The organism is Xanthomonas sp. WHRI 10207, from assembly GCF_040202975.1.
Taxonomy (GTDB): domain Bacteria; phylum Pseudomonadota; class Gammaproteobacteria; order Xanthomonadales; family Xanthomonadaceae; genus Xanthomonas.
The window spans coordinates 835,778-860,395 of sequence record NZ_JBEGDX010000002.1; the positions used below are offsets into that span (position 1 = coordinate 835,778).

Sequence of the window (24,618 nt, forward strand, 5' to 3'; positions counted from 1 at the left end):
TCATCGCGCCTGGAGGCACGATTACTCGTTCGGCAGTCATCTATCCGGGGCGCTTGCGCCTGCGATGGCTTCCCAACGGGCGGACAAGATAGCGCGAGCCAATCAGGGCTCGAACATCGGTAGGAATAAAGAAGCGCGCATACGGACCGGCCGAGCGCGAGATCATCAGAGGCTTGGGCAAGGTTGATACCTTGAATGGCATCGCCCGGAATCATCAATCGCCCGAAGTATCCAACCCAGTCAGGCACTTAGAGACTTGGCGGAAGCAGTTGGAGCGGGCGAAGGGAACAGAATCCAACTCACCCTAGCCCATTGATTCAATTAGCTTTTTAACAAACCAAGGAATCAGAAGAACATACCTCAAACGATACCCGACACTACCAGATTCTATCAAACCCAAGCAAGCGAATTTCCGGCCCGGGCAATCCAACAATAATTTGACCAGCATTCAGCTCAGAGCACTCGTTGGCGCCATCTGGAAAAAAGCATCCTGGCCTGATGCCGGGACTGCAACGAGAACCACCCACGATCTGCCTGATAAAAGTGCGCCAGATTCAGTCACGCTCCTTCTTTGTTTCGGCGATCCCTGCTGATGGAACTGCCCTGAGACAACGATCACCCGTTGTCGGCACCCCGCCCTCAGCACCCTGGAGCGCTGCTAGCGTTAACCCGGGCTTCACAAACATTGCCATTTCGCCCATAGGCAAGTCATAGCGCTCCAATTGGGATGCCCAGCGCAGACTTTACAATTTTAAAAATAGTCACAAATTTATTTGACAATTGACACTGAGACCCTCTACCTTGCAGCCAACAGGAGAGGGATCATGGCCGAGAACGAAATCCTTGATTTGGGTCACCGTAGCCATTGGAAGGTGGTGCGCGCGTTGCTCGGTGACCCCACGGTCCCGATGCCTGAGGTTGTTAAGAAAGCAGGTGAGGACTTTGAAGGCATGTTAAGTAAGCTCATACGCGCCTTGCGAAGCGGGGAGCCGCTCCTTCATTTGCTTCGCGCTGCTAAGCAGTCGCCAATCGCCCAACAGGCGGTCATTGCTGGCTTTACTGAGAAGCGTTTAGCCAAAATCGTGCTCAATGCAAGCCTGACGGCTCAGGGCCGAAGCGTGGCAATCGTTGCCGAGCACGCGACCCAATCGCTGATGCAGGTGATGGTGGACCAAATGTGCAACCGGGCACTCCGAAACGGGCGCTTCGTATCGCACAACGAGCAAAACGCGCTTCGTAGCTCCCTAGCCAATGAATTTGCGCAACACCGCTCGGCGGTCAGGGCAGCACTGGAAGCTTCCATGACTGGCATGAAGGTGACCCCGATGAAGGTCCGGCCCAAAGCAAGTGCGCACGACATCGCCTACACCTCGCTTGTCATGATGCCTCCGGGAGACAGCCATGCACCCAGCCCTTGAACTGATCCAGGCTCGTTACGCCGATGGCAATGCAGAACTGACGGGCCACATTGAGCAGCGCCTTAGCATCAAAGCAGAGGAGCTACTACACAATTTGCCTGGCACACTGAGTCAGCGGGCGATGGATTTGCTCGGCGTCGCGGCGTGCGTCTACACCATTGATCGCACTTTTAAGCGCGTAGCCACGCCTTACAATGATGGCGGTGTGCGCACAATAAATGTGGCGTTTGAAGTGTCTGATTTTAGGTTTTGGAAGAAAGCCAAGACGATCAATGCGCTCACTAAATTGCTTTGCCTCCTCACGGATGACATATGGCTGCTGGGCTTTGTCAAACGCAAAGCCAAATATGCCACCGCCTCACACCAAAGCCCTCTCCCCTTTGATGGAAGTTATCCAGATCATCTCGCGCTTTACAGCGGTGGACTGGACTCAGCAGCGGGGCTTGCGAACTGGCTGATGGATGGCAAGAAGCCGCCCTTGCTTCTGACCGTCGATCATCAGAAATCCATCCCGTGGAGCACCCAGTCGCAAATCAAAGCGCTCGAAACGATCCTGGAAGTTGACTCACCGATCCCGCACGCGATGGTTACTGTGAACCTGGAAGGTGGCGCAACTGAGCGCATGCGCGACCAAGAGCAAAGCCAGCGGGCACGAGGCTTTTTGTTCTGTGCCATGGCAGCGCTTGTTGCGCATGGCTCCGACATCGGTTCGATTGTGTTGTTTGAAAATGGAGTGGGCGCGATCAACTTACCCCTGAGCGAAGGCGGCTTGATGGATGGCCTTTCCACACGCGGCGCGAGCCCAGGTTTTCTTGCTCAGGCTTCAAAGCTTTTTTCTCGGGTCTTGGATCGAGAGTTGCAGTTCAGTCTGCCTTACTTGGCACAAACAAAAGCAGAAATGGTTCGACGCCTGACGAGTAACGCTCGCCTGGCTGATTGGGCACAGCAATCTCGCTCTTGCGTTCACACCTCCCTGCGTGAAAGCGGCAAATTCCATTGCGGGGTTTGCGCAGCATGTTTGGAGCGGCGACAAGCCTTTAAAGACGCAGGGGTGAACGAAAAAATTGATGAATACATCCATGACATCTTTGTCGGCCACGCCCCCAAAGACGCAAGCTACTTTTATGCCTATATCGACAACGCGCAAAGCTGGGCCAACTCGGATTCACGCGTGACTGATCGCCTGATGCGGCACGCAACGCTGACGCAGGCCGACATCCCCATTCGATTGATGCAGGCGCTTTACGCCCGCCATGCTCAGGAAGTGCTGCGAACCTACAACAATTTGGTTCTCAGCGCCCCTTTGCGTGTCCCGCCCAAGGCGGTTCCCCAGTTGGGACTTTTATGAATAACCTTAGTCAACGCCTCATGCTGGCGCGAAAATCGGCCGGGTTGTCGCAAGAAACGGCGGCAAGCCACCTTGGCATGAGTCGGCCGACCTTTATCGCGATGGAAAAAGGCACGCGAAACGCAAAGCCCGATGAGCTAACCACGCTGGCAGCACTTTATGGCACCACCTTAAATCGCCTGCTGCGCGAAAGCGCTCCGCCGCCGGAAATTGCTCCTCATCTTCGTGCTGTCATTGATAAGGAGGGCGACGAGGCAGGATTAGAAAGTGCCGTAGCCAAGCTCACGGAATTTGTGGACGACTATTTGTTCTTGCAAAGCAAAGTCCCAGCTCATGCCAACCCCGTGCCGCCTGCGCAACCCACTCGATCACTGGGGAGTGTGGAGCGCTTCGCTGAGCATTGCGCGATCGAGCAACGCAGGCTCTTGGGCTTTGGCGACAGCGAGCCGATTGGATCACTACGCGACACCCTTGACGAAATTGGCATCCACATATTCATCGATGGACTTAACTCTAAGCTTGCAGGACTTTACGCCTTTGTTGAGAATTTTGGCTATTGCGTTCTGATCAATCGCAAGCATCCACTGGCAAGACAGCGGTGGACGATTGCCCATGAGTATGGCCACTACCTCTTCGACCATGATCGGCGAGGCGTGGACTATGTGCAGCCCATGAAGCGAAAGCCTGAAAATGAGCGCTTTTGCGATACGTTTGCAAGTCACTTCTTGATGCCAACGACCGGCGTGCAAAAGCGCTTTCATGACACTTTCCAGAGGAAAGGCGATGTCAATGTCGGGGATGTGATCCGAATTTCCGACTATTACGGCGTGTCGCTCATGGCCATGATGCTCCGCCTGGAGACTATCGGGCTGATCCGCAAAGGAAGCTGGGATGCCATTAAAGCGTCAGGGCGAAGTGTCAAAGAGATCCGCCAAGCCGCTTTGGACGAAAACGCCTTGGACGATCAACCGGTGTTTGCCCCAAACAACGATATCTTCCCTGAACGCTATCTCCTGCTGGCCATTTCCGCCTGGTCCAATGAGGAAATTACCACGAGTCAGTTTGCCAAGCTGGTGAGACGCTCAGTGCCCGAAGCACGCGACCTGGCACAAAGTCGCTCCCAGCTACTTGGCGACAACGATGACTCCTTAATTGAACTCAACTTGGGAAGCTCTGTGGTCTTTCGGGAGAGCCATAGCGCATGACGCATTACTGCTTGGATTGTTGCTCACTCATCAATTTATATTGCGGCTGGGGCGGGATCCAAGAGCTTCGCCACTTAGGTCAAATGTGGTCCATTAGCCAAACTGCAATGAACGAATTTACGCGCACTCGAATCCAAGCTGAGGACGGATCCGTTGATTGGGAAGAGGTTGACCACACTGCACTCCTAGCCCAAGGCCCGCTTGCCGTCCTCTCACTTCGAAGTGAGGCAGAACAAGCAACATGGATGCTGCTTACCCAACACATCGACGATGGCGAGGCTGCATCACTGAGCCTTGCTAAGCATCACCACATGACCTTTGTTTCAGACGACAAGCTCGCCATTAATGCTGCCCTCGCACATGGGGTGCCAAGTGCATCTTGCTTGGATCTTCTTCGGACTTGGCAAGCACTCAGCCCAGAGCACGCGTTGAAGATCCCGCAAGTCCTCCGTCGCATCGCAACCCTTGCCCGCTTTACCCCGTCCAATAGCCATCCCCACCTTGCGTGGTGGCGGGACCACTTTGCGCCTTGACACCATGAACCCATCGACGGAGCCCTGATATGCCGATCACTGCTTTTTCAAAGCAACTCGAAGGCGAGTTTGATGTCATGCAGCTCCTGTCAAAGTTGAGCCCTCAGCATGACGGCGAGCCTGACCCGACAGTCATTCCACAATCCACACGTGAAGCCATTGCGCGTGATGTTGTCTGCCCAGGCTGTGGCGCGGGGAATGCCAAGGTGGTTGTAGCAGGACAAGCTAGGCGAGGCGCCAAGCGCACCGTGAGTCAATCGCATTTTCGCTTCGATGACCACAAGCTATTCTGTGAGTTCGAAGACAACGCCACTCCATCAACCTTACCAGACCACCTGGTGGATTTCCGCGCATCAAGATCCGCGCAGACCCGCCTCATTGGCAAGCGTGTTTCACAAGGAATTGAACTGGGTATTTTTTCTCAGGGCGATATGCGCCGGATGCGGCAGTGGTTCCTCGAACTTCGCATCACGCATTCTTACCGCTGCGAGGTCGACGAGGCCTTTATGCTCGATTTCCTTGCGCTCCCCTATCGTGGATTCGCCTCTTGGCACCCGAGGTTCCACCCATCCATGCGGCAGCTTCCGAACTTCAATTCCTCGGAGGTGGCAAGCACACAGTTCATCGAAGAAAATCCGGAGATATTTGATCTTTTGGAGCAGCATCACCCGCTTCACATCGGAGATCGGGATTCACAAGCGCGCGTGATCAGCACCGTGCGCCGAAACTTGAATCAGCTCATCTACGACCCCTCTGCCGCTAAAGATCAATTTTCACAAGTGAGGCAACTTGCCAACCTTGTTGCCGGCAATGAGGTGGATGCTAAGTGGCGACAGCATGTGTCGCTTCGCGAGAGAACGCCCCAGGTCAGTTCGCTTACCGCCTTCTGTGCGCTGTTGCTGTTTAGCCACAACTGGGACATGGACAAAGCCGTCGATGCGTATGTCCGGATTCGCATAAGTGGAGAGCCCGCGACCATCAACAGCGGGAACATTATTGGGCTCAACCCCTTTTACGACTACGACGCTTGGCGCCTCATCGCTATTGCTCATCAAGTGAAGCAACTTCGACCGAGCGGACTCAACACACGATCCCGAATAGAAAAGGTTCGCCAAGAGTTCAAAGCCATCTCACCCTAGGCATTGTCTTTTATAGAAACCGTGAAGCACTGCCCCAGACATCCGTTGAAGCTCTGCACGAAGGTATTATCAGTTGGCGTTCCAAATCGTGAGAAGTCCAACTCCATCCCGTTGGCACACCCCAAACCCCTAATGAAAAAAGAGCCCCGCATGCGGGGCTCCTGTGTCGCTGGCGTTGAAGCCTCAGTCTCGGCGCTGGGTGCCAACGGCGGGCGGCGTTGTTCCGATCATTTGGCGGGAACCTTCTGCGACAACCCCAGCTTCCAGCCAAATCCCTAGGCGCACCATCAGTCTGCAGCGCGGTCAACGGTCAGAGTTATCTGAGCCGTCATAGACCTGGCTTGGGCGGACGGAATTTCAACTCCCAATGCCCTGCCTCACCCTCGGCCTGCGGTGGAAGTGCGTCCTCTCCAGATGCCTCAGGCGTCAGCACCTCAATCGGCTGCGTAGCGAAGTTCTTCTCCAAGGCCTCAGCCGCCTCCACCATCGCTTTTCGAGCCCGCTTGATCCGCCCCTGCTGGATCGCTTGGATGCGCGGGGAGACATGCCTCTTCGTTCGCGCCAAGCGCCGCTGTGCTCTGGCCACCACTTTTGTATCGGGATCGTATTCTTGCTCATAGAGCTTGGCTTGCGCATCTAGCACGGCCACGCGCGCCTTGTAGGGTCGCACCAGCGCATGGGCATACTTGCTGATTGAGCGAGCAAGCATCTCGGTATCTTCAAAGAAAAATGGCTTGGTGGCGTAGCTATCCGCTCGCCGGCAAACGAGTGTGGAGTGCGCCCGCTGGAACTCGGGTTCAATCTGGATACCCGGGATCTGCCGCAAGACTTCGAGAGACTGCTGAGCCACCTCTCGCTGGGCTTCGAGCCAATCTTCGATCAGCTGCGCCTGCGCATTGAGCAACTCAGCGTCTTGTCGGCCCGAGGAACGAGCCAAACGCGTCACGCGACTAAGATGTCGGGTCTGACCGCTGTAAGGCGTGTAGAGACCCGGGCGAGGCGCTGGCGCACGCGCCAAGCGCTCTTTGATCTGCCGCACCCGCTCTGCGCCTGACAATCGTGTCTGCCCAACCGCTGTGCGTCCGTCCAATCCAGAAGCCTGTACGTTGGCCCGATCCCGAAGTGCTGTCGCATGGCTGTGGGACGGTGGCACTTCGTGCACGATGCCGCCACTTTTGGTCATGTGCTCAGCGACAATCTTTGAAAGCGCCAAGGCCGCAGCTTGACCGCCCCTACCTCTGACTTCTGCTGTGAACTTCGTTTTGCGCATCACCGCCACTTTGGCTTTGCCCAAGTGCTTGCCAGGCCGGCGCGTGAGTTCGCGGGCGCGTTCAAACTCTCCATTACGCGCGGCTTCGTGTGCTTGTGCTCGGAGACTGCGATGATCTACCCGAGCCGGGGCGCCCGCATTCTTCAAGTGCGCATTGATGACCATTGCAATGTCTTTGCGGATTTGCCGCAGCGCTCGTGTGCCGCCGCCTTGTCGCGCATCAAACTCAGCGCAGGCGCGCTCCCCCAGTCCTCCCGGTCCGACTTGTCGCGCTGACATCAGCAAATGCACATGATGATTGCGCTGATCACCATATTTGCTTGGTGTGTGCACAGCGACCAATACGGCGACTTTGAACCGATTGACCAGCAATTGGCCAAGCGCTAAAGCGAGCGCTCTCCGTTGGTGTTGATCGAGTTGATGCGGAAGCGACACCTCGACTTCTCGGCAAACGCGTGCGTTCTTGCGCGTCTCGGCCGCTTCGTTCGCGTTCCAAAAATACTGCGCATCGAAACACCACTCGGGCGCTCCTTTCGGCGCAAGCATCTGATGGAAATCGACACCGCCTCGGTGGGAATAATTGTGACCAAGCCCTGTGCTCATATCGAGCAGATCAAACCCTGCGCGGTAAGCAGCTGCTGCGACCGAAGAGTCGCCGTTGCCTCGGCTGAAAGACTTCATTGTTGCGTGATAAATCGCCATTTGTGAAACTCCTGTTTGTGGAGCACACAAAGAAGCGGCAGAACATCTGCCCGTCGAGAGAAAAGCGAACTCGACAGCACAGAGACATCGGTCACGAGGTTTTGAAGTGGCTGTGTTGCCTAGCGAAGCATAGGCAACGAGGTGGCGAAAGCCACCGCACCGACGCGCAGCGTTGGCGCACGGTTTCTGCAAAGCAGAAACCATAAGTGCGCTCTTGCTTGTTGTTTGAAATAAGCTGTCCGCGCCAAGAAATTCCGATTTCGCGAGCCCTCCATCGATATACCTGAACGGGCATATTTAAATATTAATGAAACCTGTACAAAGCCAATTCATAAACCCGCGACTGTCCGTCAGCATCGCGTCCAACGACTCTCTTCTTAGCTCTCATATATCTCTTAGGACATAAAGAAAGATCAGGGCATTCTGCTTGCAAACTCGGCAATCCTGCGACGAAGGCAATCTTTGCCTCAACCGCCCCCATCACCACCACCGCCGCCAGACATCGCCTGCTGCTGAGAGTGGGCAGCAAGCGTCATGACGGGGCCTGTTGGGTTCTTGTCGATCTCTTCGCGCTCCCGCTGGAACTGCAACATCTCCTGCGCCCGTTGCTGATCCATTGCCTCTGTCTTCTGCAAGGTTTCATTGATGCCAGGCGATGGCGTGTTGAGCGAGGTTGCCGAGTGAAAGCCGGGCGTTTTGCCAAAGACAAAGGCGACATCATCTTGGATGATCACTTTGCGGAGTTCAGCCGCACGTTCGATCCCTGACTCTTTGACGGCATGCAATACCTCAGCGGTCTTCTCATCGGAGGTGCCTTTCGGGAGCTGCGCCTGGATGGCAGAAAACAACGCGTAATCCCGATGATCAGAGGGAAACGCCTGCTGAGCGGCATCTTGGAGGGGCCTTGCTTGCTCAACCCGATCCTCATCGTGTTCGTGTGCGTTAGAGCGGGCAGTTGTCCCACCAAAACCTGGCGACGACGCATAGGCAGCGGGTTGGCGCTCCGGCAATACGATCTGCGCCGGCACTTCGCTTTGCGTTGGAATTGCCGGCGACGGCGCTCGCACCGCCTCTTGCTGCTCTGCCTGCAATGGAACAGCCGATGGCGCATCGTTCTGTGGCGTGCCTACTCTGGCTTGCTGCTCACCGCCCTGCTCCATCGCTGCATTGGCCGATGATGGCTCTATGGGTTTCAGAGCTTCTCGGCGCGCGTGTTGTGTCTGGGACAATGCAGCATCCAGGTCTGGGCCGGCAACGCCTGTTGCCGGCAAACCTTGGTCTTGCTGGAACTGCCTCACAGCATGTTCGGTCTCCGGACCATAGTGCCCGTCTTGCGGCACGGCTTGACCGTTTGGACCACGGGCATCCACTTGCTGCAAGCGATACTGCAAGAACTCGACCTCCTGCCCTCGGTCGCCGAGGCGCAGCCCTTCCACCTCACTTGATGCCGGCGGCGGCGTCGGCACAGTGGCCTGAGTAGGCGCTTGATCGGCAGAGGTCGAAGCGGATGATGCGGGCCCGACACTCGGCGCAGACGCGCTCGCCGCCGTTGGAACCGATGCCTCCGCCTTAGGCTGGACTGCGCCGGCTGTCGGGGGTGCGGCAACCTCAGGTGTTCGGGTTTCTTGGGGTTCGCGTTGCGGGACAGGTTCGGGCTTCGGTTCGGCAGGCTTGGCGACCGGGCGCACGTCTTCGGGCAGCGGCGCGCTGACGGATTCAGGCATCACGACCGGAGCAGGCGTTGCCGTCTCCGCAACGGCAGGCGCGTCGGGTGTGCGTGCAACGTCTCGATCCCGCTGCGCATCAATGGCTGCCTGAGGCGCTTGGGTTTCATCCACATGCGCAGCGGTGACGGTCGTTGCTGCGAAGCTTGCGACTTGTTGTGCTTCTTGCGTGGAAACGCCCTGCCGATTGGCCTCCCGCAACGCTTGCTCGTAGGCATCGCGCTCTTGGGGCGACTGCGCGTCAATACGCAGCTCCGGTGCACCGGCAGAAGGCGGTTGCTCCTGCCGAAGCGATTGCACTTCGCCAAGCGCCTGATGGATCTCATCAGTGCTGGTGGTTGCTGCGACGCGCACCAGACCATCAGCACCACGGCTCAGATGCTGGATGGGGCTGTCTACCGAATATTGGCCGGTCGCATCACGCTCCAATGCCAAAGAGCTGGTCGCTGCATCGATTCCGTTCGCCTCACGTGTCCGTTGCACCGCCAGCTGGATCGCGCCTGCAGTCTGGGCATTGGGCGCAACGCCATAGGCGGCATAGGTCGCTTCGGTATTGGCCTGGTCTTGCTGCTGTGGCGTTGGCGTTTGCCGCGCGGGCATCTGTGCCAATGCCTGCGCGTGCTGCTCCAATGCCGGTTGCAAGCGTTCGCGCGTTGCGTTGAGTTCCAACGGGACATTGCCTTCGGCAGCAACGCCGTCATGGCGCCACTGGCCTTGCGTATCGCGCTGATACTGCTTGCCGTCCGAGGCTTGCAACGAGTCCGGGTTCAAGGCTGTTTGCACGGCCGCTGGCACGGGGCCGAAGTCCCCCCAACCATTGCGCTGATACGCAGCTTGATAGGTTGCTGCAATTGCGGCCGGACCTCGGGCGATGTTGGCGTGAACCACCTGGGCTGCTTGCTGGTCCAACGCGGCATTACGCTCAGGGCTTGCTGGATCCACCGTCCAGATGGGCCGATCGTTCCGATCGACTTCGTCGGCGACCATCCGAGACCACTGGCCACTTGCCGGATCATGCCGCCAATCCCGTGCGTAAAGATGCGCAGCATCTGTCTCACTGGATGGCTGCACATAAGGATTACTGGGTTGCACCTTGCCAAGCGCCTGCTCGGTCGCTTCGCCACTGGCGTGATAGTTCAGCTCGCGCGCTTTTTCGGGCAGCGCGAACATGCCCTGCTTCTGTGGCGTATCCACGCCATCGTCTTGCAAGTCGGCTTTTTCTTGGCGAAGCCACTGGCTGCCGTTGAACTCCCAGCTCACGCCCTGCTTATCGGTCTGTGTGTAGATCTGGCGGTTGTCCCACAAGGTCGCGGCCTTGTCGGCAGCGGCACTGAACAGATAACCATCGGCAACTACCAACGCGACAGGGCCTGCACCGGTTGTGCCAACAACGGCAGCGGCAGCGGCGCCTCCCGCCCAGCCGCCCGCGCCTCGCGCAGCAAAGTGCAACGCTTCTGAGCGTGCAGCGGTGAGGTTGTCTTGTGCCAACAGCGTGCCAACACGCTCTCCGGCTTGCGACGCATCGTAGGCGGTAGCGGCAACACCCAAACCCGCAAGCCCTGCTGTCATCCCGGCGCGACGCAAGCCTGGGATTTCAGGTTCCGGCGTGGTTTGGATGTTGCGTCCCTGCCACTCATCCCAACGCGCCTGACCCGCCTGGGCATGCTCGGTTGGCGGTTTCATACGCTGACTGAGCGGAAGCGTGCTCTGGTCTAACGCCTTTGACGTTCCCTCAATTGCTGTTCCACGAAAATACTCTCTGTTATCGAGCCTCAGAACTTTGTTCTCGCGGAGCGCATCATCACTGGCCGGGATGCGCAGCATGCCTTCGTGTTCACGCGCACGGGCCACGATCAGCTCAAAGGCTGCTTGCTGACCGAGCCGATCTTTCACACCGACCAGCGCTTCACGCGGAAGCCCCTCAATCGAGGTGACGTTTGGATTGGCAAGAATGCGAGGCACTTCAATTTCGCCAAAGACGCGGCTTGGCTGAGCGTCGCCCACGATGGCATGAACTTCACCTACGGTTGCATCGGCAAACCTTCCGGAAGCATCTGCCCAAGGACCTTGCGTAGGGTGGTAAAGCCACTCTGTGGCGGGTCCTCTGTGGGTCCCATCAATCAGTTGATCAATATCGATATCGTAAGCGTCGGCCAGCGCGCTATAGAAATCTTTTGACTCCAAAAATTTCGCTGCCTCACTTCCATTGATGACTCTAACGTCTTCGCCCATTTCAACCATCGCGGTGATGACATCTGTTGACCAGATCCCCTTCGCTGCCGGACCGCTATAAAGAACAGTCACACGGCCTGGTGCATTTGCATCTACCTGTGCTGCAAGTGTGCGCAGATCTTCGCCTGAACGATACGCATCCGGTCGCTCCCTCAGTAAAGTAATGGCATCTTCCGCACTCAATGCATTTTTCATATCACACAGCCTTCCGATATCTCAATCTTGGCGTTGTAGTCGGTATACTTTGAGTGAACCCCTCCAAATCCTTTATGTGCCGTCAGCGCCACTCCTAAGTCTTGAACAAATTGTGGTGCATCTGACTTGAGATGAGCCGGGAGGCCTTTCCCGCCATTGATCCAAATTAACATCCAACGAGACCAGCCAGCCCCTTTTTTTTCTCCTCCACTTTCAAGCATATCAAGTCGCAATGTCAGCAATTCACCGCGCCAATAAAATGTCCACTGTGTTTGATTGCGGATTTCAGGCTCACTCCCCCCACCATGCGCCACATTTCGCAAATAGATTTCACGCTCACGATCAATGACCCAATCTCTGGCATTGGTTCCTCCAATCAGAAATTTACGGTCAATCGATAAAATATCGTATCTGGCAACATCATCTGGGGAAATAAACTCGCTTACGAATGCCATGGTGACACCCTACCTTATGGATGAATTATATTTTAGAAGATAAATTATCATCGATTTCAAAAACGATGTGGTAGTCCGTGTTTCTGGAGTGGACGCCAAAATCCTTGTATGCGAGCAAGGCCTCTTTGAGGTCAGCTATGAATTGCTCCTTGTCAGCCTTGAGATGCTCAGGCAGTCCATCTCCACCATTGATCCACATTAGTCTCCAATGGGACCAACCGGGCTGACCTCGCGCGCCTCCACCGTCGACCAAATCCAGTCTCAGCGTCAGGAGCTCGCCATGCCAATAAAATGAAAACTTCGTTTGGTTTCTGACCTCGATTTCGGTGCCGCCACCATTTGCGACATTGCGCAAATAAAGGTCGCGATCACGATCTATTGTCCAGTCTCTTGCATTGGTGCCACCGACTACAAAGTCTCTGTCGATTGCTTCCAAGCCGCATTTCACAACATCCGGCTCCGGAATAAATTCATTTACAAACGGCATCTTCGTTTCCCGGCATGGCTTAAATTTGTGGTCGAGAGCTATTTTTTATGAGCCCGAGACGGCGGCAGACAGCTTCTTCACCTCGGCTTTTGGTAGCAGCCGTTTGGTGAAATAGGCATCTTCGTAATACTTGATCTTCTCGCAAAGCACCGGGCTTGGGATGCCTTCATAGAGAAAGACTTCCTTGTCAAACCCCATCGCCTTCAACTCTTGCGGCAGCATCAAGGCGCGGCGTTGCTCGGTCTCGGAGTAGGACACGCTGCTTTGCTTGCCATTGGTTTGCGACTTGTTCTTCTTGCGCACCGTGGTGTAGCCGAGCATGTCCGAATAGTCGTTGGCGTCCTGCTGCTCGCGCGGGGCGTAGACGATTTGCAAGGCATGGTTGGTGATGATGGTGCGCGAGACATCCTTGCCATAGGTCGCATCCAGCTGCGCCATGCTCTGGATGATCGGCAGCAAGCGGATGTTGTAGCCAGCCATGTAGCTCACCGCGCTTGCGATGATGTCGACCCGGCCGATGGCTGTGAATTCGTCCATCAGCAGCAAGCACTGGTGTTTGAGCGCCGGGTTGTTCTGCGGTAGCTCTTTGGTGTTGAGGTTGATGAGCTGACTAAAGAGCAGATTGATCAGCAAGCGACTTTCGGCCAGCTTGTTCGGTTGGATGCCGATGTAGATGCTCATCTTCTTTTTGCGCACATCAGTCAGCAAAAAGTCATTGCCGCTGGTTGCCGCATCGAGAATCGGATTGATGAACTGGTTGAGCGGCTCCTTGAACGTGCCCATGATCGACGCGAAGGTCTCTTCGGCTTGCGAGAGCAAGTTGTCGAACGCCGTCTTGGCGTCGCGGCCCAGGAACTCGCGCTGCGAGAGCTTTTTGAGGTAGTCCTTCAAGTCGCTTCCGTCCCCAGACGACACGCGATAGAGCATCCCAAGCGTTGGGAACATCCAGGTGTCTTTCGGGTGCTTGCGCTTGATCTGGTCATCGAGGCTATCGAACAAATAGAGCGTAAACGCCATGAAGGCATTGCGCGCCTGGCTCACCCAGAACTTCTGGGCGTCGGAGCCATCTGGGTAGAGCATGGCCGCGACACTCATCAGATCCGAGACGCGAAATGCGGGATCCGGTGAGATGTAGCTGAGTGGATTCCAGCGGTGGGTGCGCCCGTCTTCCGCGAAGGGGTTGAACAAGAACACCTCTTGACCCTGGCTCTTGCGCCAGCCAGACGTGAGGTCGAAATTTTCTTGCTTGATGTCCAGAACCACCACCGAGCCCTGGTAGTCGAGCAGATTGGGAATGACGACGCCCACGCCCTTGCCCGAACGCGTGGGTGCGGCCAGGATCACAAACTGTTGCCCAGGTAGGCGCACCAGCTTGCCACGGTGCTTGCCGACCACGATGCCGGTCGGCGACGGTTTGAGCATGTCCTTCTTGGCGAGATCACTGCCCGAGGCAAAGCGCGCGTCGCCATGCAAGGCGGCCGCCTTTGGCTTGAACAGCGGGATCAGCAGTGCGAACCAGGCCAGGAGCGGCACGCCGAAGCCAATGGCGCCAGCCAGCTTGATCTTGGTGGCATAGGGAGCGAATTGCGGGAGGTCGAGGGCTTTGAGGTAAGACCAGTAGGTGCCAGCGTCAAGCGGCACGGCCACCTTCAACAGCATCAGGATCAACTGACCGGAGAGGTAGATGCCTGCGGTGAGGGCAAGAAGCAAGAACACGATGGCGACGCTGAGCTTGGTCTTGCCGGTCATGACGCGCTGCCTTCCATCTGTGATCCCTGGCTTGTTTGAAAACGACCGTCCGCTCTCAAGATTACAGGATCATGCAACCCGCTCAGATCGGATGCGCATTGGCACCTGTGTAGGAATTGTCTGATCTGCACGCATGCCAAGACAGCAACCGGACCTTTCGCACCATGGACTAGCCGGGCCGCTGCGCTGGGCTGAGCCGCAATTTTGCGACGTCCTTCGCTTCTCCCCGAGTGAGGGCTTGCCCCTCGCCTAGGTTGTTCGGCCTACTCTTTTTCGGCGTTCAAAGGAGACGATGCGGCAAGTGCCGACAGTTGTTTCACAAGCTCTTCCTGCTGACCCTCGGGTAGTTGGCGCACCAGCTCGATGATCTGACCAAGTCGATCAGACTCGGCGACCAGGGAACTGAGGGACACACCAAGTGCATCAGCCAGATCCAAGGCAGTCTTGAGATCTGGGACATGCGTGCCCGTTTCATAGCGGCTGATGCGAGCCTGAGCGATGCGACTCTCCAGTCCAAGAGCGACACCCAAGTCCTGTTGCACAAGGCCAATTGCTAGGCGGCGCGCTTTAAGTCGCGCAGCGAACAACGACAGGATGTCAGGTTGGGGGGTGCTCATCCTTACAAGGATGAACGTGAGTTACGCGCCTTGCAAAAATTCGTTGAACGAATCATTCGTTGAACGCATACTGACGTTGCCCCGGCACGCTGTCAACTGCAATGGGGCCGATGCCTGAGGCGGCCATGCCGGCCTTACACGGCCATGCATCTGTGCCAATCCGTTTGCTCTCGCTTATCAGGGGATTCTTATGTCCAAAGCTCGCTTTGCCGTCATCGGCACGTTGATCGTCTCTCTGGTGGCTTGCTCGGGTGGTGGCCCGTCCCAGGACGACCGTCAGAGCGCGTTCTTGCTCTACGTTCAAGACAACAGCAATGACAAGGCCAAGATCGAGGATTTCGAGAGCGGCAAGTGCGTCAAGGCTGAGGGCGCGCCGAGCTACACGTGCGATGTCAGCGCCAAGGTGGAAGCACTCGGACAGGATTTCGGCAGTCAGATGGATGGCGTCTACACGTTCACTGAGATCGGCGGGAAATGGAAGATCACCGGCCGCGTCCAGTAAACGCTCGTTCCTATATCCATCTTCTCACAAGGAACTCAAATGACGGTCGGCACTTTTCTTCTCTTGGTCTTTTTCGCTGGCTGTGCCGCGATCTTCTTGATGCTTGCTAAAACGGTGAAAGCGCGCAGTGACAACGCAACCTTTGACCATGACTTCCAGCGGTTTTATGGCTACAAGAACACGCGCATTGCCGTATCGACGGCACGCGCCATGATCAAGTTCAAGGCGGGAAGTCGCATCAAGGCGTATGCACTGAGCGATGTACGGTCCTGGGAAAAGCACTGGCACAACTACAATCGCGAAGGCACGCTGACGCTCAATGTCAAAGACATCGATCATCCGGTATGGACCATCAAGTTTGGCAATGAGACGGAGATGAACCGTTGGTATGAGTTGGTCAGTCAGGCGGTCAACGAAAAATTGAAGCTCTGACCGAGCGACCATTGGGCTAAGCGACTGGGCTTGACGGCGAAGACTTCTCTGCTACGAATCGAAGAACCTCAACACTGGATTCGTCATTATGCCTTCTGCCGTGCACTCCTTCACTACGCTCCTCGACCATCAAGAGCATCAACTCCGCCAGACCCATGTTGAAGCCTGGATTGCCCAACAGCATGCGGCTGGCTTTGGCGTTGATCAGCACATGACCGACGCCCTCAATGCGTATCTTGATGGCCGCTTCGATCTACTTGCATTGTTGACAGAGCTTCGTCGTCCCTACTTGAACTGAGTCTGCCAACGGATGTCGGCATAGGCATCTGCGCCACCGAAGCCTGATCAACAGAAGTATCCATGCCTGGCCCAGGGCGCTCTCGCTGGGCCTGTTCCGCCGTATGGCCATCCGGCACGCTCAACAGTCGCCCCTATTGGCGGTAGCGGGACAGAAGCTGCTCAAAGCTTGCTTGTCCTTGGACAAAGATCCCGTTGCCTTGCATCGCTTCCAAGCGTTCCGTCAAGCTTCGATGCTCAACCGCCTTGCCGATGCCAGCCTGTTCAAGGTGTGCATTGATACGCTCAGCGATCATCACGCGAATCCACTGGATCTCAGCCAGGCCGTTGATACGACCATCGAGCACCCGCGTCTTCTGGGTCAAGCCAGAGGCTTGCATGCGCCTGGTTGTTGAAAGCAGATGGGCGTAAAAGTAGCGAGGATCGTCTTTGGTCGGGCGATGGTGACTCGCTTGCAGGGCAAAGCCATATCGCTCAATCAGGCGATGTGCGATATCCAGGGTAAGGTCCCAGCGCTTTGGGTCATCAAGCTCGTGCGGCAGCGCGATGGCGAAGTCTCGGCACACAGTGCTGTTGCAGCGTCGCTCTGCCGCTTCTGCAGCGGCCCAGAGGCGCTGTGGGTCATCGGCCCATGCTGGCGAACCAAGTGGTGCCAAGCAACGCGATTGGATGATGCCTGCCCTACCCCGGTAGTCGTGGCGAGCACCTGTGTTGGGATCGGTGAGCAGATAACCACCGCGATATGCCGCTGCGGCAATTGCGGAATGGCCTTTTGCTCGGCTGTAAGTTTTGATGCGGGTGTGGTAGATGGCCATGCGTTTCTCCTGATGTTGGAGAAACACTTTCTCTAGATTTCGAGAAGCGCAAGGCCTTTGGGATCACTATTTTTTGCTGATTTTCGTTGCCTAATTGATGGAATCAGTGTGGATTTCGATCGACTTCGAAGAGACGTCCCAAGCTGACGAAAGGGTGTGCCGGATGCCAAGCTTCGGAGGCCATTTTTACATAGTCCTAGCCCTTACCCTCAAGGCACATGCGGTTACAAGCACGGGCAACTCGCGAAGCCGCAATGCGACCACGTCCACACTGACCCTAACCACGGCTGTTCTTTAACTGGATCTCCTGAGATTCTTTGGCGCACTCTTCGAGCGCTTATCGCGGGGAGGGATCGGCAGTAGATATACCCCGTCCTCCCACAAAAGAAGGACTGCACTCGCGCAGCACAGCGCCAGCCGCTGAAACGAGCGTCACGGCATCGTCCAGTTCTGCACCAGGCTTTGGCAAGGCCTTGATGATCAGGTTATCTCGGTAGACCCCGACTACTAATGATCCGTTTTGACAAATTCGGTCTCCTGCCATTCGTTCGTTCCAGAACCCGAACCCGCTAATCAGCCACGATGTCAGAAGCACTCCGAACGCGAGAAACAGAGCATCTGGCAACCAAGGAAGCACTTTCCGATTTTCCGTATTCGTCGTGACCTTTTTCTCCATCTCGCTAACCCCCGATAGTGCGAAACAGACCGGAACGATTAGCGAGGACAGTGCCCCCTTCAATGTCGTTGCATAGAGGAGGAGCGGGAGACCGAGGAAGATGTAAAAAACCACGAACATCGTCAGGAACCGCGCAAACCAAGAGCGGCCAACCATCCATTTGAGCAGCACTCCAATGGCCATCAGCAAGAGAGTGACGAGCACTGCGATCGCCACGCCGCCCATCAGCAGCCGGTTGATCGGCAAATCGATCAGCAGCGACGGGACTTTAAGGAACCGATAACGACCTGACTCATACGCATACACACCGAGCATGCCCAAGGCCGGCGCCAACGCCAGCAGCACAGCTTCTCTCTTCAGCAACTGCATCCCTAAGTCCCTCAAGGCCCCCGATCTGAGAGCGGCTCGGTCAGCTTAGGTTGTTACAGGCTCAAGTGGCGACACCCCGGTTGGGGTTATCGGTTTTTAACGGCGGCATGTGGCTAGCGGCTAGATAGCCTCCTCAACCATCTGAGTTCCGTGGTCGCCGAGCAAGGGATATGATTCCCACAGGGGCCCGGATCGGCCAAATAGGGGAAGAGAGATGGAACGAGGTTCTGAATGGCGCAGGTGGGATCCGCACGTCCACACGCCGGGCACGGTGCTTAACGATCAGTTCGGCACAGGATCGTGGAATGACTACTTGGATGCCTTAGAGACCTCCTCTCCTCCTATTGAGGCCGTGGGCGTTACCAACTACTACTTGCTGGACAGCTATGAGTCCGTGCTTGGCGCAAAGGCGAAGGGCAGGCTCGCGAACATTCCCCTCGTCTTTCCGAACGTTGAAATCCGGCTGGACGTGCATGCCAAGTCAGGCTACGTCAATGCCCATCTGTTGATCAGCCCTTTCGATCCAAACCATGTCCATGAGGCTGGTCGCTTCTTGGAGCGCCTTACTTTTTCTGCGTACGGCGACCGCTTCAGCTGCAACCGGCAAGATCTGATCCGACTGGGCAGGAAGGCTGACCCAGGTATCTTGGACGACTCGGCCGCCTTGCGCTACGGCGCCACTCAATTTCGGGTGAGCTTCGTTGAACTTCGACAGTCGTACGTCGACAGCACCTGGGCCAAGGACAACATCTTGATTGCCGTCGCCGGGGCCTCAGGTGACGGGACTAGTGGCCTGAACCAAGCGTCCGACGTCACCGTTCGGCGGGAAATAGAGAGGTTCGCCCACATCATCTTCTCAAGTAGTCCCTCTCAGCGCGAGTTCTGGCTCGGCCAGAAGTCACTGAGCAAAGACGAAATCATCACCACTTACGGCGCATGCAAACCGTGCCTCCATGGCAGCGATGCCCACGCATTGAATACCGTTGGTCAGCCTGTGGGCAAACGCTACTCTTGGATCAAGGGTGCAGCATCGTTTGATGCCCTTCGCCAAGCCTGCATCAATCCCGAAGGCCGTGCGTACGTTGGGGAGACGCCGCCCAAGTCAGCCATGCCTTCGCATGTAATCACGCAAGTCAGCATCAAGGGCGCCCCTGGGTTCCAGACGCCTGAACTGCCCTTGAACCCGGGGCTGGTAGCGATCATCGGCTCGCGCGGCTCCGGGAAGACGGCCTTGGCCGATATCATCGCAGCGGGCTGCGATTCGATTCCCGTGGATGGATGGAACGCCAATGAGAATGCAAGCGCCTCCTTTCTCGTGCGGGCCAGGAGCCTGCTGGGCGGTGCATCGGTCAACTTGACGTGGGGAGGCGAATCCAATGATCAACGGCCTCTCGCCTACCGGCCTGATGCTGTGTCGTTTTCAAAGGCGCGCTACCTGTCTCAGCAGTTCGTCGACGAACTCTGCTCAGCCTCTGGGGCCTCAGATGGCTTGATTGAAGAGATCGAGCGCGTGGTATTCCAGTCACATAAGCCCAGCGAAACTAACTTCGCGAGTGATTTCGCAGAGCTTCGAGACCAAAAGACACAGCTCTTCAAACAAGCACGAGATCGAGAAGAGTTGGCGATTTCTCAGATCTCCGACGCGGTTGCGATAGAGCTGGAAAAGGAAGCTACCGTTGCTAGCCTGACTGCACAGGTTGAGCAGAAGAAGCAAGTCATTGCCGGCTACTTGGCGGACCGGAGCAAGCTCACCCTGCAAGACACCCAGGCACAGCTTCAAAGGCACACGCAACTGAGCGAGGTCGCTCAGTCGTTAAGAACTAAGATCCAAAACTTCAACAACCAGCGCCGGTCGTTCGCCTCGCTTCAGGACGAGGTGGCGTCCACACGCGCCACGGGCTCGCCTGAGCTGCTCCGGCAGCTTCGCGCGCGCCACCTTGCCAATGGTATGGGAGACGCTCAGTGGGATGCTTTCCTTCTCGTTTATAAGGGCAATGTCGATCAAGATTTGCAAGGCTACATTGCATGGGCCGACGGCGAAATCGCGAAACTGACCGGCGTGCTGCCAACACCGCACGACCCAAGCATCCCTTACATCGCCGAAGATGCTCCGCTCGATAGCGTCCCACTTGCTCCGCTGGAAGCAGAGTTGTCCAGGCTTGCAGCCTTTTTTACCGCCGATCAAATGACGCAGAGGCAATATACCGCCTTGACCGATCGCATCAGTAAAGAGCAAACGGCGCTCAACGGGATTGAGCAGCGACTAGAAGATGCAAAAGGTGCCGCTGATCGCCGAAAGCTTCTTCAGACCGAAAGAGAGAACGCTTACGAGCGAGCGTTCAAGGCCGTTATCCATGAGCAGCAGGCTTTGGAACAGCTCTACTCGCCGCTCTTGAACCGCCTCGCTGCGTCCTCCGGCACCTTAGCCAAACTCGGACTGGTCGTCCGCCGTATCGCTGATGTCGATGCATGGGCGGCCGAAGCAGAAGAAGACTTATTGGACCGCCGAAAGGCCGGGAACTTCCAGGGTATCGGCGCCTTCACTAAAACCGCCCGGGAAGTATTCTTAGATGTGTGGGAAAAGGGATCTGCGGCAGACATCCGTGAAGCCATGACCACGTTCGTCACGACTCACTGGAAGAACCTGCTTGCGCATGCTCCCTATAATCCGCAGGCACCAGAGGAGATCCGGGCGTGGCTGAAGCGGTTTGCCCGATGGCTTTTTAGCACCAACCACCTGCGGGTTCGTTACGAGATCACCTACGACGGCATTGATATTCGCAAGCTCTCCCCAGGGACACGAGGCATAGTCCTGCTCTTGCTCTATCTTGCATTGGACGAGGCCGATGATCGCCCACTCATCATCGACCAACCCGAAGAGAACCTGGACCCCAAGTCAGTGTTTGACGAGCTTGTGTCGCTATTCGTCCAGGCTAAGACCACCCGGCAGGTGATCATGGTCACCCATAACGCCAACTTGGTCATCAACACTGACGCCGACCAAGTGATCATCGCAGATTCTCAACATGATGGCTCGGGAGGGCTTCCTCAAATCACTTACACCACTGGCGGCCTTGAGTCCGCAGTCATCCGAAAAGCCGTATGCGACATCCTTGAAGGCGGTGAAGCCGCGTTCAAGGAGCGAGCCAGGAGATTGCGCGTGCGGTTAGAGAGGTAGCAAAAGCCCGATGGCGCCCCCTGCCCGACAACGGAGATAGCTAATCGATTCGTCTCAAAGCCCATGGCGAGCTGAGCTAGTCTTCACAAGATCACGCGGGATTTCTTGAAACGGAGCGCGCCTTTCAGCCTGCGGCAAAAGAAGATCTAAGGCAGTACAGTATTTTTCTATATCCCTGGCACTTCCCAAGATAAGACTTCACCTGAACAAGGAAAGCCCTTCATGGCAACCATCATCAGCTTCGCCGTTCTGGGTGTGCTTTGTCTCCTCGTGCCGACCTACTTCTATCTCTCGGCGTCCGGCTCAGTGAGCATTGATAAGTTCGGCGCCTTCTTTGGTAGCACAACGGGTCCTTTGCTTAGCTTTCTGGCGCTGCTGGCCGTTGTCGCGAACCTTAGAAACCAGACTAAGGCCATCGAGCAAGACGTATCCGCGAGGATGGCGGGTGAACATCTGCGCTGGCTCGACGCAATTTACAGTGACCTAAACGAATTGCTGGACCGCGAGATCAAAGGCAATCACGGAAGCGAATTGACGTTTCGCGCCATGCTCAATAGCAAAGCGCTGTCGGCGGGATCCTCGGGACCGGAATTGCAGCAAGCTCTCGAAGATTTTGCACTACTCCTTGGCCAATACTGCGAGGCAATCGCCATCTATCGCGATAACTGCGAGCCCCTCTTTGATGTGAAGATCTATGTTGACCGAGGAGCGCGCTTACTCGACCTGCTTAAGCATCATACGGCTAAGCTTGGCGGTATGAGCCCGATCATGATCGAGATCATGGACATGCAATTGCGTGGTGAAAAGGAGCGTGCAAGACCTGAGGCGATGAGCCGACGCAACAGAAACTAGACGCAACGACTAATTAGCTTTTTGAGAAGGTTGCACAGGCCAAGTCAGCTTCATTTTACCGACCTAAGCATCGCTTCATCGAAAGCTCTTACGCTGATTAGCGCCGTTAGAGACTACTAATGTCCGTCAAGCCTAACTACTTCCTCCCTGCTTCTCGGGCCACTCTGAGCAGCTTTCTCGATGCCCACCAGGTGCCCAACTCCCCACTTGGCATGGCGGCCCTTCTTGTTGCCATCACTGGCGCCACCCCGTCTACGCCGCCATCCAAATTGACCCGAATGATTGATGAGGCGTGCCGACTTTTTGGGACGGATCCAGAAAGGGGGCGTTTGTATCTTCTGCGACTAGCTTTTGAGGTCCCGCGAAATATTGACGATTGGGAACGCCAACTGTCGCTTCAAGGGATTGCGCTGGCTGATGAGAACACAGCAGATGGCTTCTGCGCTATGTCACCCGATGCATTTCCCGTAGATCAATTCCAAGCAGCGTGTCGGACGACCCTTGGTCCGCACACTGTTCGCTTCTACGGAGAAGGTGCACTCGTTGAGCAGGAAGATAGCGAAGAGGACGACATCGACGACGGTGAAACGGGTAAGCGTATTTCAGCTTATGTTGAGCGCACGACCGACTACACCGTAGATCAAGTTAGAGCCATCCGGTCCCTGATCGCTAACGCCGATGAGCACATCGACCTACACGCATATGCCGGCACCGGCAAGACGCACATTGTCAGCGAACTGCTGGCGCACGATGCGCGACACTTTACGTTCGTCACGCCTAGTGCAGCCCAAGCTCAGGCTCTCAGGAGCCGCCTAGGCGCAGGCAAGCTTCGTGTGCTGACGATGATCCGCTTTGCAAACCTGGTGGCAGCTCGCGCTTTTGAGCAGCTTGCGCTCTCCACGGATTTTAAGCCCGTATGGCAAAAGTCCACCGCATCGCTTGCTGACATCGCCAGCGTTATAGGCGTGCAGCGTATCGGAGGCTATTCGCCTACTGCAGTGTTACGAATTGCTTTTGAGGGTATCAACCGCTGGTGCCGCTCATCCAGCATAGATCTGCAACCTTACCACTTTAGCCGTATCGTCATGGGTGCGATGATTGACGCAACGGCTTACATTGCAGCCGCTGAGCACGTTTGGCGTTGTATGTTCAGTGCCAAAGTTCAGAAACAAATCAAGATTGTCATCAATGTCGATCATATCGGCAAATGGCTTGCGCAGCACCGCGTTAAACTGCCGATTCACTGGGGCACAATAGTCGTAGACGAAGGACACGATATGAGTGCTGCTTGGAAGAGCTTGCTGTCTGACTATGCAGGTGGCGTTATTAGTCTGGGCGATCCCAACCAGCGCCTGATCGGAACAGCCCCACGCTTTCTGCAAGGAAAGTCATTGGAAATGACGCAGTCTGTGCGCCAAGGTCAAGCCGTAGAGTTGCTGGTAAATGGCGCTATTAGCCTGGATTCTACGGGCGTATACAGCTCTCTTTTCGCTGGGGCGGCTGACCATGCTACCGTCACGAGCTTCTATGAAGCATGGAGCGATGTTCCGCAGGTTGGAACGCGACTTTTTGGCAGTCCGTTCACCTTGCTTGAAGAGGCTCTCCGGCTTATCGACGCTGGTGCACAAGTAGGCGTTCATAACTTTTCTGTCGAACTGATCCAACGCGAAGTCGGCCTCATTGAGGATGCGTTTCGTGCTTATGACCATGGAGTGTCAGGCGACTATCGCTGGCGGGATTTTCATAAGGAGTGTTCGCGATTGGGGAAACCTCAAATTACGCGACTCTTTGAGAGAGGTTTCGGATCCACTCAGTTTAAGGAACTGGTTGGCAAGCTTTCCCCATTTGAGTCAGCACGCACGAAGCTTGCGCTCGTTGAACATGTTAAAAACTCGGAGCATCCCATCGTCAGCATGGCGCGGTGCTGCTTCGAAAGCATCTATACCCCTCAACGGGCTCATAATCCGGTCCGAGCTGTCTACACGGCTCTCACTCGCGGCAGCCAGCAGCTCTGGGTTCCCCCCAACGCCTTAGATGTATTACGCGTAAGTAATGAACACTTCCATGAGCAACGCCAACAGCGCAAAGCTAAAAGAATTGTCCGCCCCGACCTTCGTTATCAGAAGCCAATCCAACGTTGACCCAAATTTAGGGACCTATCAACACGAGGTCCCTGTATCCGCTTGAAATAAACCAGTCCCCGCCTTTAAGGTTCTAGGAGCCTCTAACGGTCACTTTCCGGAGACTAATTTGAGACCAGTTTTATATTAAACCCCTCACCCCCCTCCAACCGACCATATGCGATCTTGGCCGGTAAAGATTTGATTGCCTAACTGTCTTCTTAAGATTGATTGGATTAGGCAAAACCACCTCATTTATCTGGCGTTCATTTTATTTGCGCGAGATATCTCTCGCTTTCCGCC

At 56.0% G+C, this 24,618-nt stretch carries 18 protein-coding genes; 10 read left to right on the forward strand and 8 right to left on the reverse strand.

Translation table 11 applies throughout. The annotated features are described in order from the left end of the window. Nucleotides 1-824 precede the first annotated feature (824 nt). From ABQU90_RS09210 to ABQU90_RS09225, 4 genes are all read left to right on the forward strand, one after another. Nucleotides 825-1,418, forward strand: coding sequence for a hypothetical protein (locus tag ABQU90_RS09210; RefSeq protein ID WP_154844503.1), 594 nt, complete (start codon nt 825-827; stop codon nt 1,416-1,418). Continuing rightward, a complete protein-coding gene (locus ABQU90_RS09215; RefSeq protein ID WP_154844502.1) occupies nt 1,402-2,766 on the forward strand; it encodes a 7-cyano-7-deazaguanine synthase in 1,365 nt (454 codons plus the stop codon). Before ABQU90_RS09210 ends, ABQU90_RS09215 begins: the two co-directional genes overlap by 17 nt. Then, on the forward strand, nt 2,763-3,971 hold the full coding sequence (locus ABQU90_RS09220; RefSeq protein WP_154844501.1) for a helix-turn-helix domain-containing protein: 1,209 nt from the start codon (nt 2,763-2,765) through the stop codon (nt 3,969-3,971). Before ABQU90_RS09215 ends, ABQU90_RS09220 begins: the two co-directional genes overlap by 4 nt. A 562-nt stretch (nt 3,972-4,533) precedes the next feature. Then, nucleotides 4,534-5,643, forward strand: coding sequence for a hypothetical protein (locus ABQU90_RS09225; protein ID WP_233363663.1), 1,110 nt, complete (start codon nt 4,534-4,536; stop codon nt 5,641-5,643). Between the two features lie 328 nt (nt 5,644-5,971). Here ABQU90_RS09225 and ABQU90_RS22765 read toward each other — a convergent pair whose 3' ends face one another. From ABQU90_RS22765 to ABQU90_RS09260, 6 genes are all read right to left on the reverse strand, one after another. Further along, on the reverse strand, nt 5,972-7,615 hold the full coding sequence (locus ABQU90_RS22765) for a MobA/MobL family protein (protein WP_407078764.1): 1,644 nt from the start codon (nt 7,613-7,615) through the stop codon (nt 5,972-5,974). A gap of 467 nt (nt 7,616-8,082) precedes the next feature. After that, nucleotides 8,083-11,766 carry a peptidoglycan-binding protein gene (locus tag ABQU90_RS09240; protein WP_323522326.1) on the reverse strand — a complete coding sequence of 1,228 codons (3,684 nt, stop codon included), beginning with the start codon at nt 11,764-11,766 and terminating at the stop codon, nt 8,083-8,085. After that, nucleotides 11,763-12,221 (reverse strand): hypothetical protein, encoded by a 459-nt coding sequence (locus tag ABQU90_RS09245; RefSeq protein ID WP_084217866.1) that lies wholly within the window; start codon nt 12,219-12,221, stop codon nt 11,763-11,765. Before ABQU90_RS09245 ends, ABQU90_RS09240 begins: the two co-directional genes overlap by 4 nt. A gap of 25 nt (nt 12,222-12,246) precedes the next feature. Beyond that, nucleotides 12,247-12,708 (reverse strand): hypothetical protein, encoded by a 462-nt coding sequence (locus ABQU90_RS09250; RefSeq protein ID WP_323522325.1) that lies wholly within the window; start codon nt 12,706-12,708, stop codon nt 12,247-12,249. A gap of 45 nt (nt 12,709-12,753) precedes the next feature. Beyond that, nucleotides 12,754-14,457, reverse strand: a complete 1,704-nt coding sequence (locus ABQU90_RS09255) for a type IV secretory system conjugative DNA transfer family protein (RefSeq protein ID WP_323522324.1) — start codon at nt 14,455-14,457, stop codon at nt 12,754-12,756. 263 nt (nt 14,458-14,720) lie between these two features. Further along, nucleotides 14,721-15,074 carry a helix-turn-helix domain-containing protein gene (locus ABQU90_RS09260; protein ID WP_226426463.1) on the reverse strand — a complete coding sequence of 118 codons (354 nt, stop codon included), beginning with the start codon at nt 15,072-15,074 and terminating at the stop codon, nt 14,721-14,723. 190 nt (nt 15,075-15,264) lie between these two features. Between ABQU90_RS09260 and ABQU90_RS09265 the strand changes: the two genes are divergently transcribed. From ABQU90_RS09265 to ABQU90_RS09275, 3 genes are all read left to right on the forward strand, one after another. After that, nucleotides 15,265-15,576, forward strand: a complete 312-nt coding sequence (locus ABQU90_RS09265) for a hypothetical protein (protein ID WP_023903641.1) — start codon at nt 15,265-15,267, stop codon at nt 15,574-15,576. Nucleotides 15,577-15,615: 39 nt separating this feature from the next. Further along, nucleotides 15,616-16,008: a hypothetical protein gene (locus ABQU90_RS09270; protein ID WP_184518034.1), complete on the forward strand. Its 393-nt coding sequence runs from the start codon at nt 15,616-15,618 to the stop codon at nt 16,006-16,008. Between the two features lie 88 nt (nt 16,009-16,096). After that, entirely contained in the window at nt 16,097-16,306 is a 210-nt protein-coding gene (locus ABQU90_RS09275; RefSeq protein ID WP_323522323.1) for a hypothetical protein, read from the forward strand. Nucleotides 16,307-16,439: 133 nt separating this feature from the next. On the opposite strand, the gene ABQU90_RS09280 is transcribed toward ABQU90_RS09275, so the two are convergent. Then, nucleotides 16,440-17,120 carry a MobA/MobL family protein gene (locus tag ABQU90_RS09280; protein WP_323522322.1) on the reverse strand — a complete coding sequence of 227 codons (681 nt, stop codon included), beginning with the start codon at nt 17,118-17,120 and terminating at the stop codon, nt 16,440-16,442. 337 nt (nt 17,121-17,457) lie between these two features. Then, nucleotides 17,458-18,165, reverse strand: coding sequence for a hypothetical protein (locus ABQU90_RS09285; protein WP_323522321.1), 708 nt, complete (start codon nt 18,163-18,165; stop codon nt 17,458-17,460). 214 nt (nt 18,166-18,379) lie between these two features. On the opposite strand from ABQU90_RS09285, the gene ABQU90_RS09290 reads away from it, so the two are divergent. The 3 genes from ABQU90_RS09290 to ABQU90_RS09300 all read left to right on the forward strand — a co-directional run bounded on the left by ABQU90_RS09290 (nt 18,380) and on the right by ABQU90_RS09300 (nt 24,336). Then, nucleotides 18,380-21,343, forward strand: coding sequence for a TrlF family AAA-like ATPase (locus ABQU90_RS09290; protein ID WP_104613917.1), 2,964 nt, complete (start codon nt 18,380-18,382; stop codon nt 21,341-21,343). Between the two features lie 222 nt (nt 21,344-21,565). Then, a complete protein-coding gene (locus tag ABQU90_RS09295) occupies nt 21,566-22,195 on the forward strand; it encodes a hypothetical protein (RefSeq protein WP_104613918.1) in 630 nt (209 codons plus the stop codon). Nucleotides 22,196-22,314: 119 nt separating this feature from the next. Beyond that, a complete protein-coding gene (locus tag ABQU90_RS09300) occupies nt 22,315-24,336 on the forward strand; it encodes a DEAD/DEAH box helicase family protein (protein ID WP_323522320.1) in 2,022 nt (673 codons plus the stop codon). Nucleotides 24,337-24,618 lie beyond the last annotated feature (282 nt).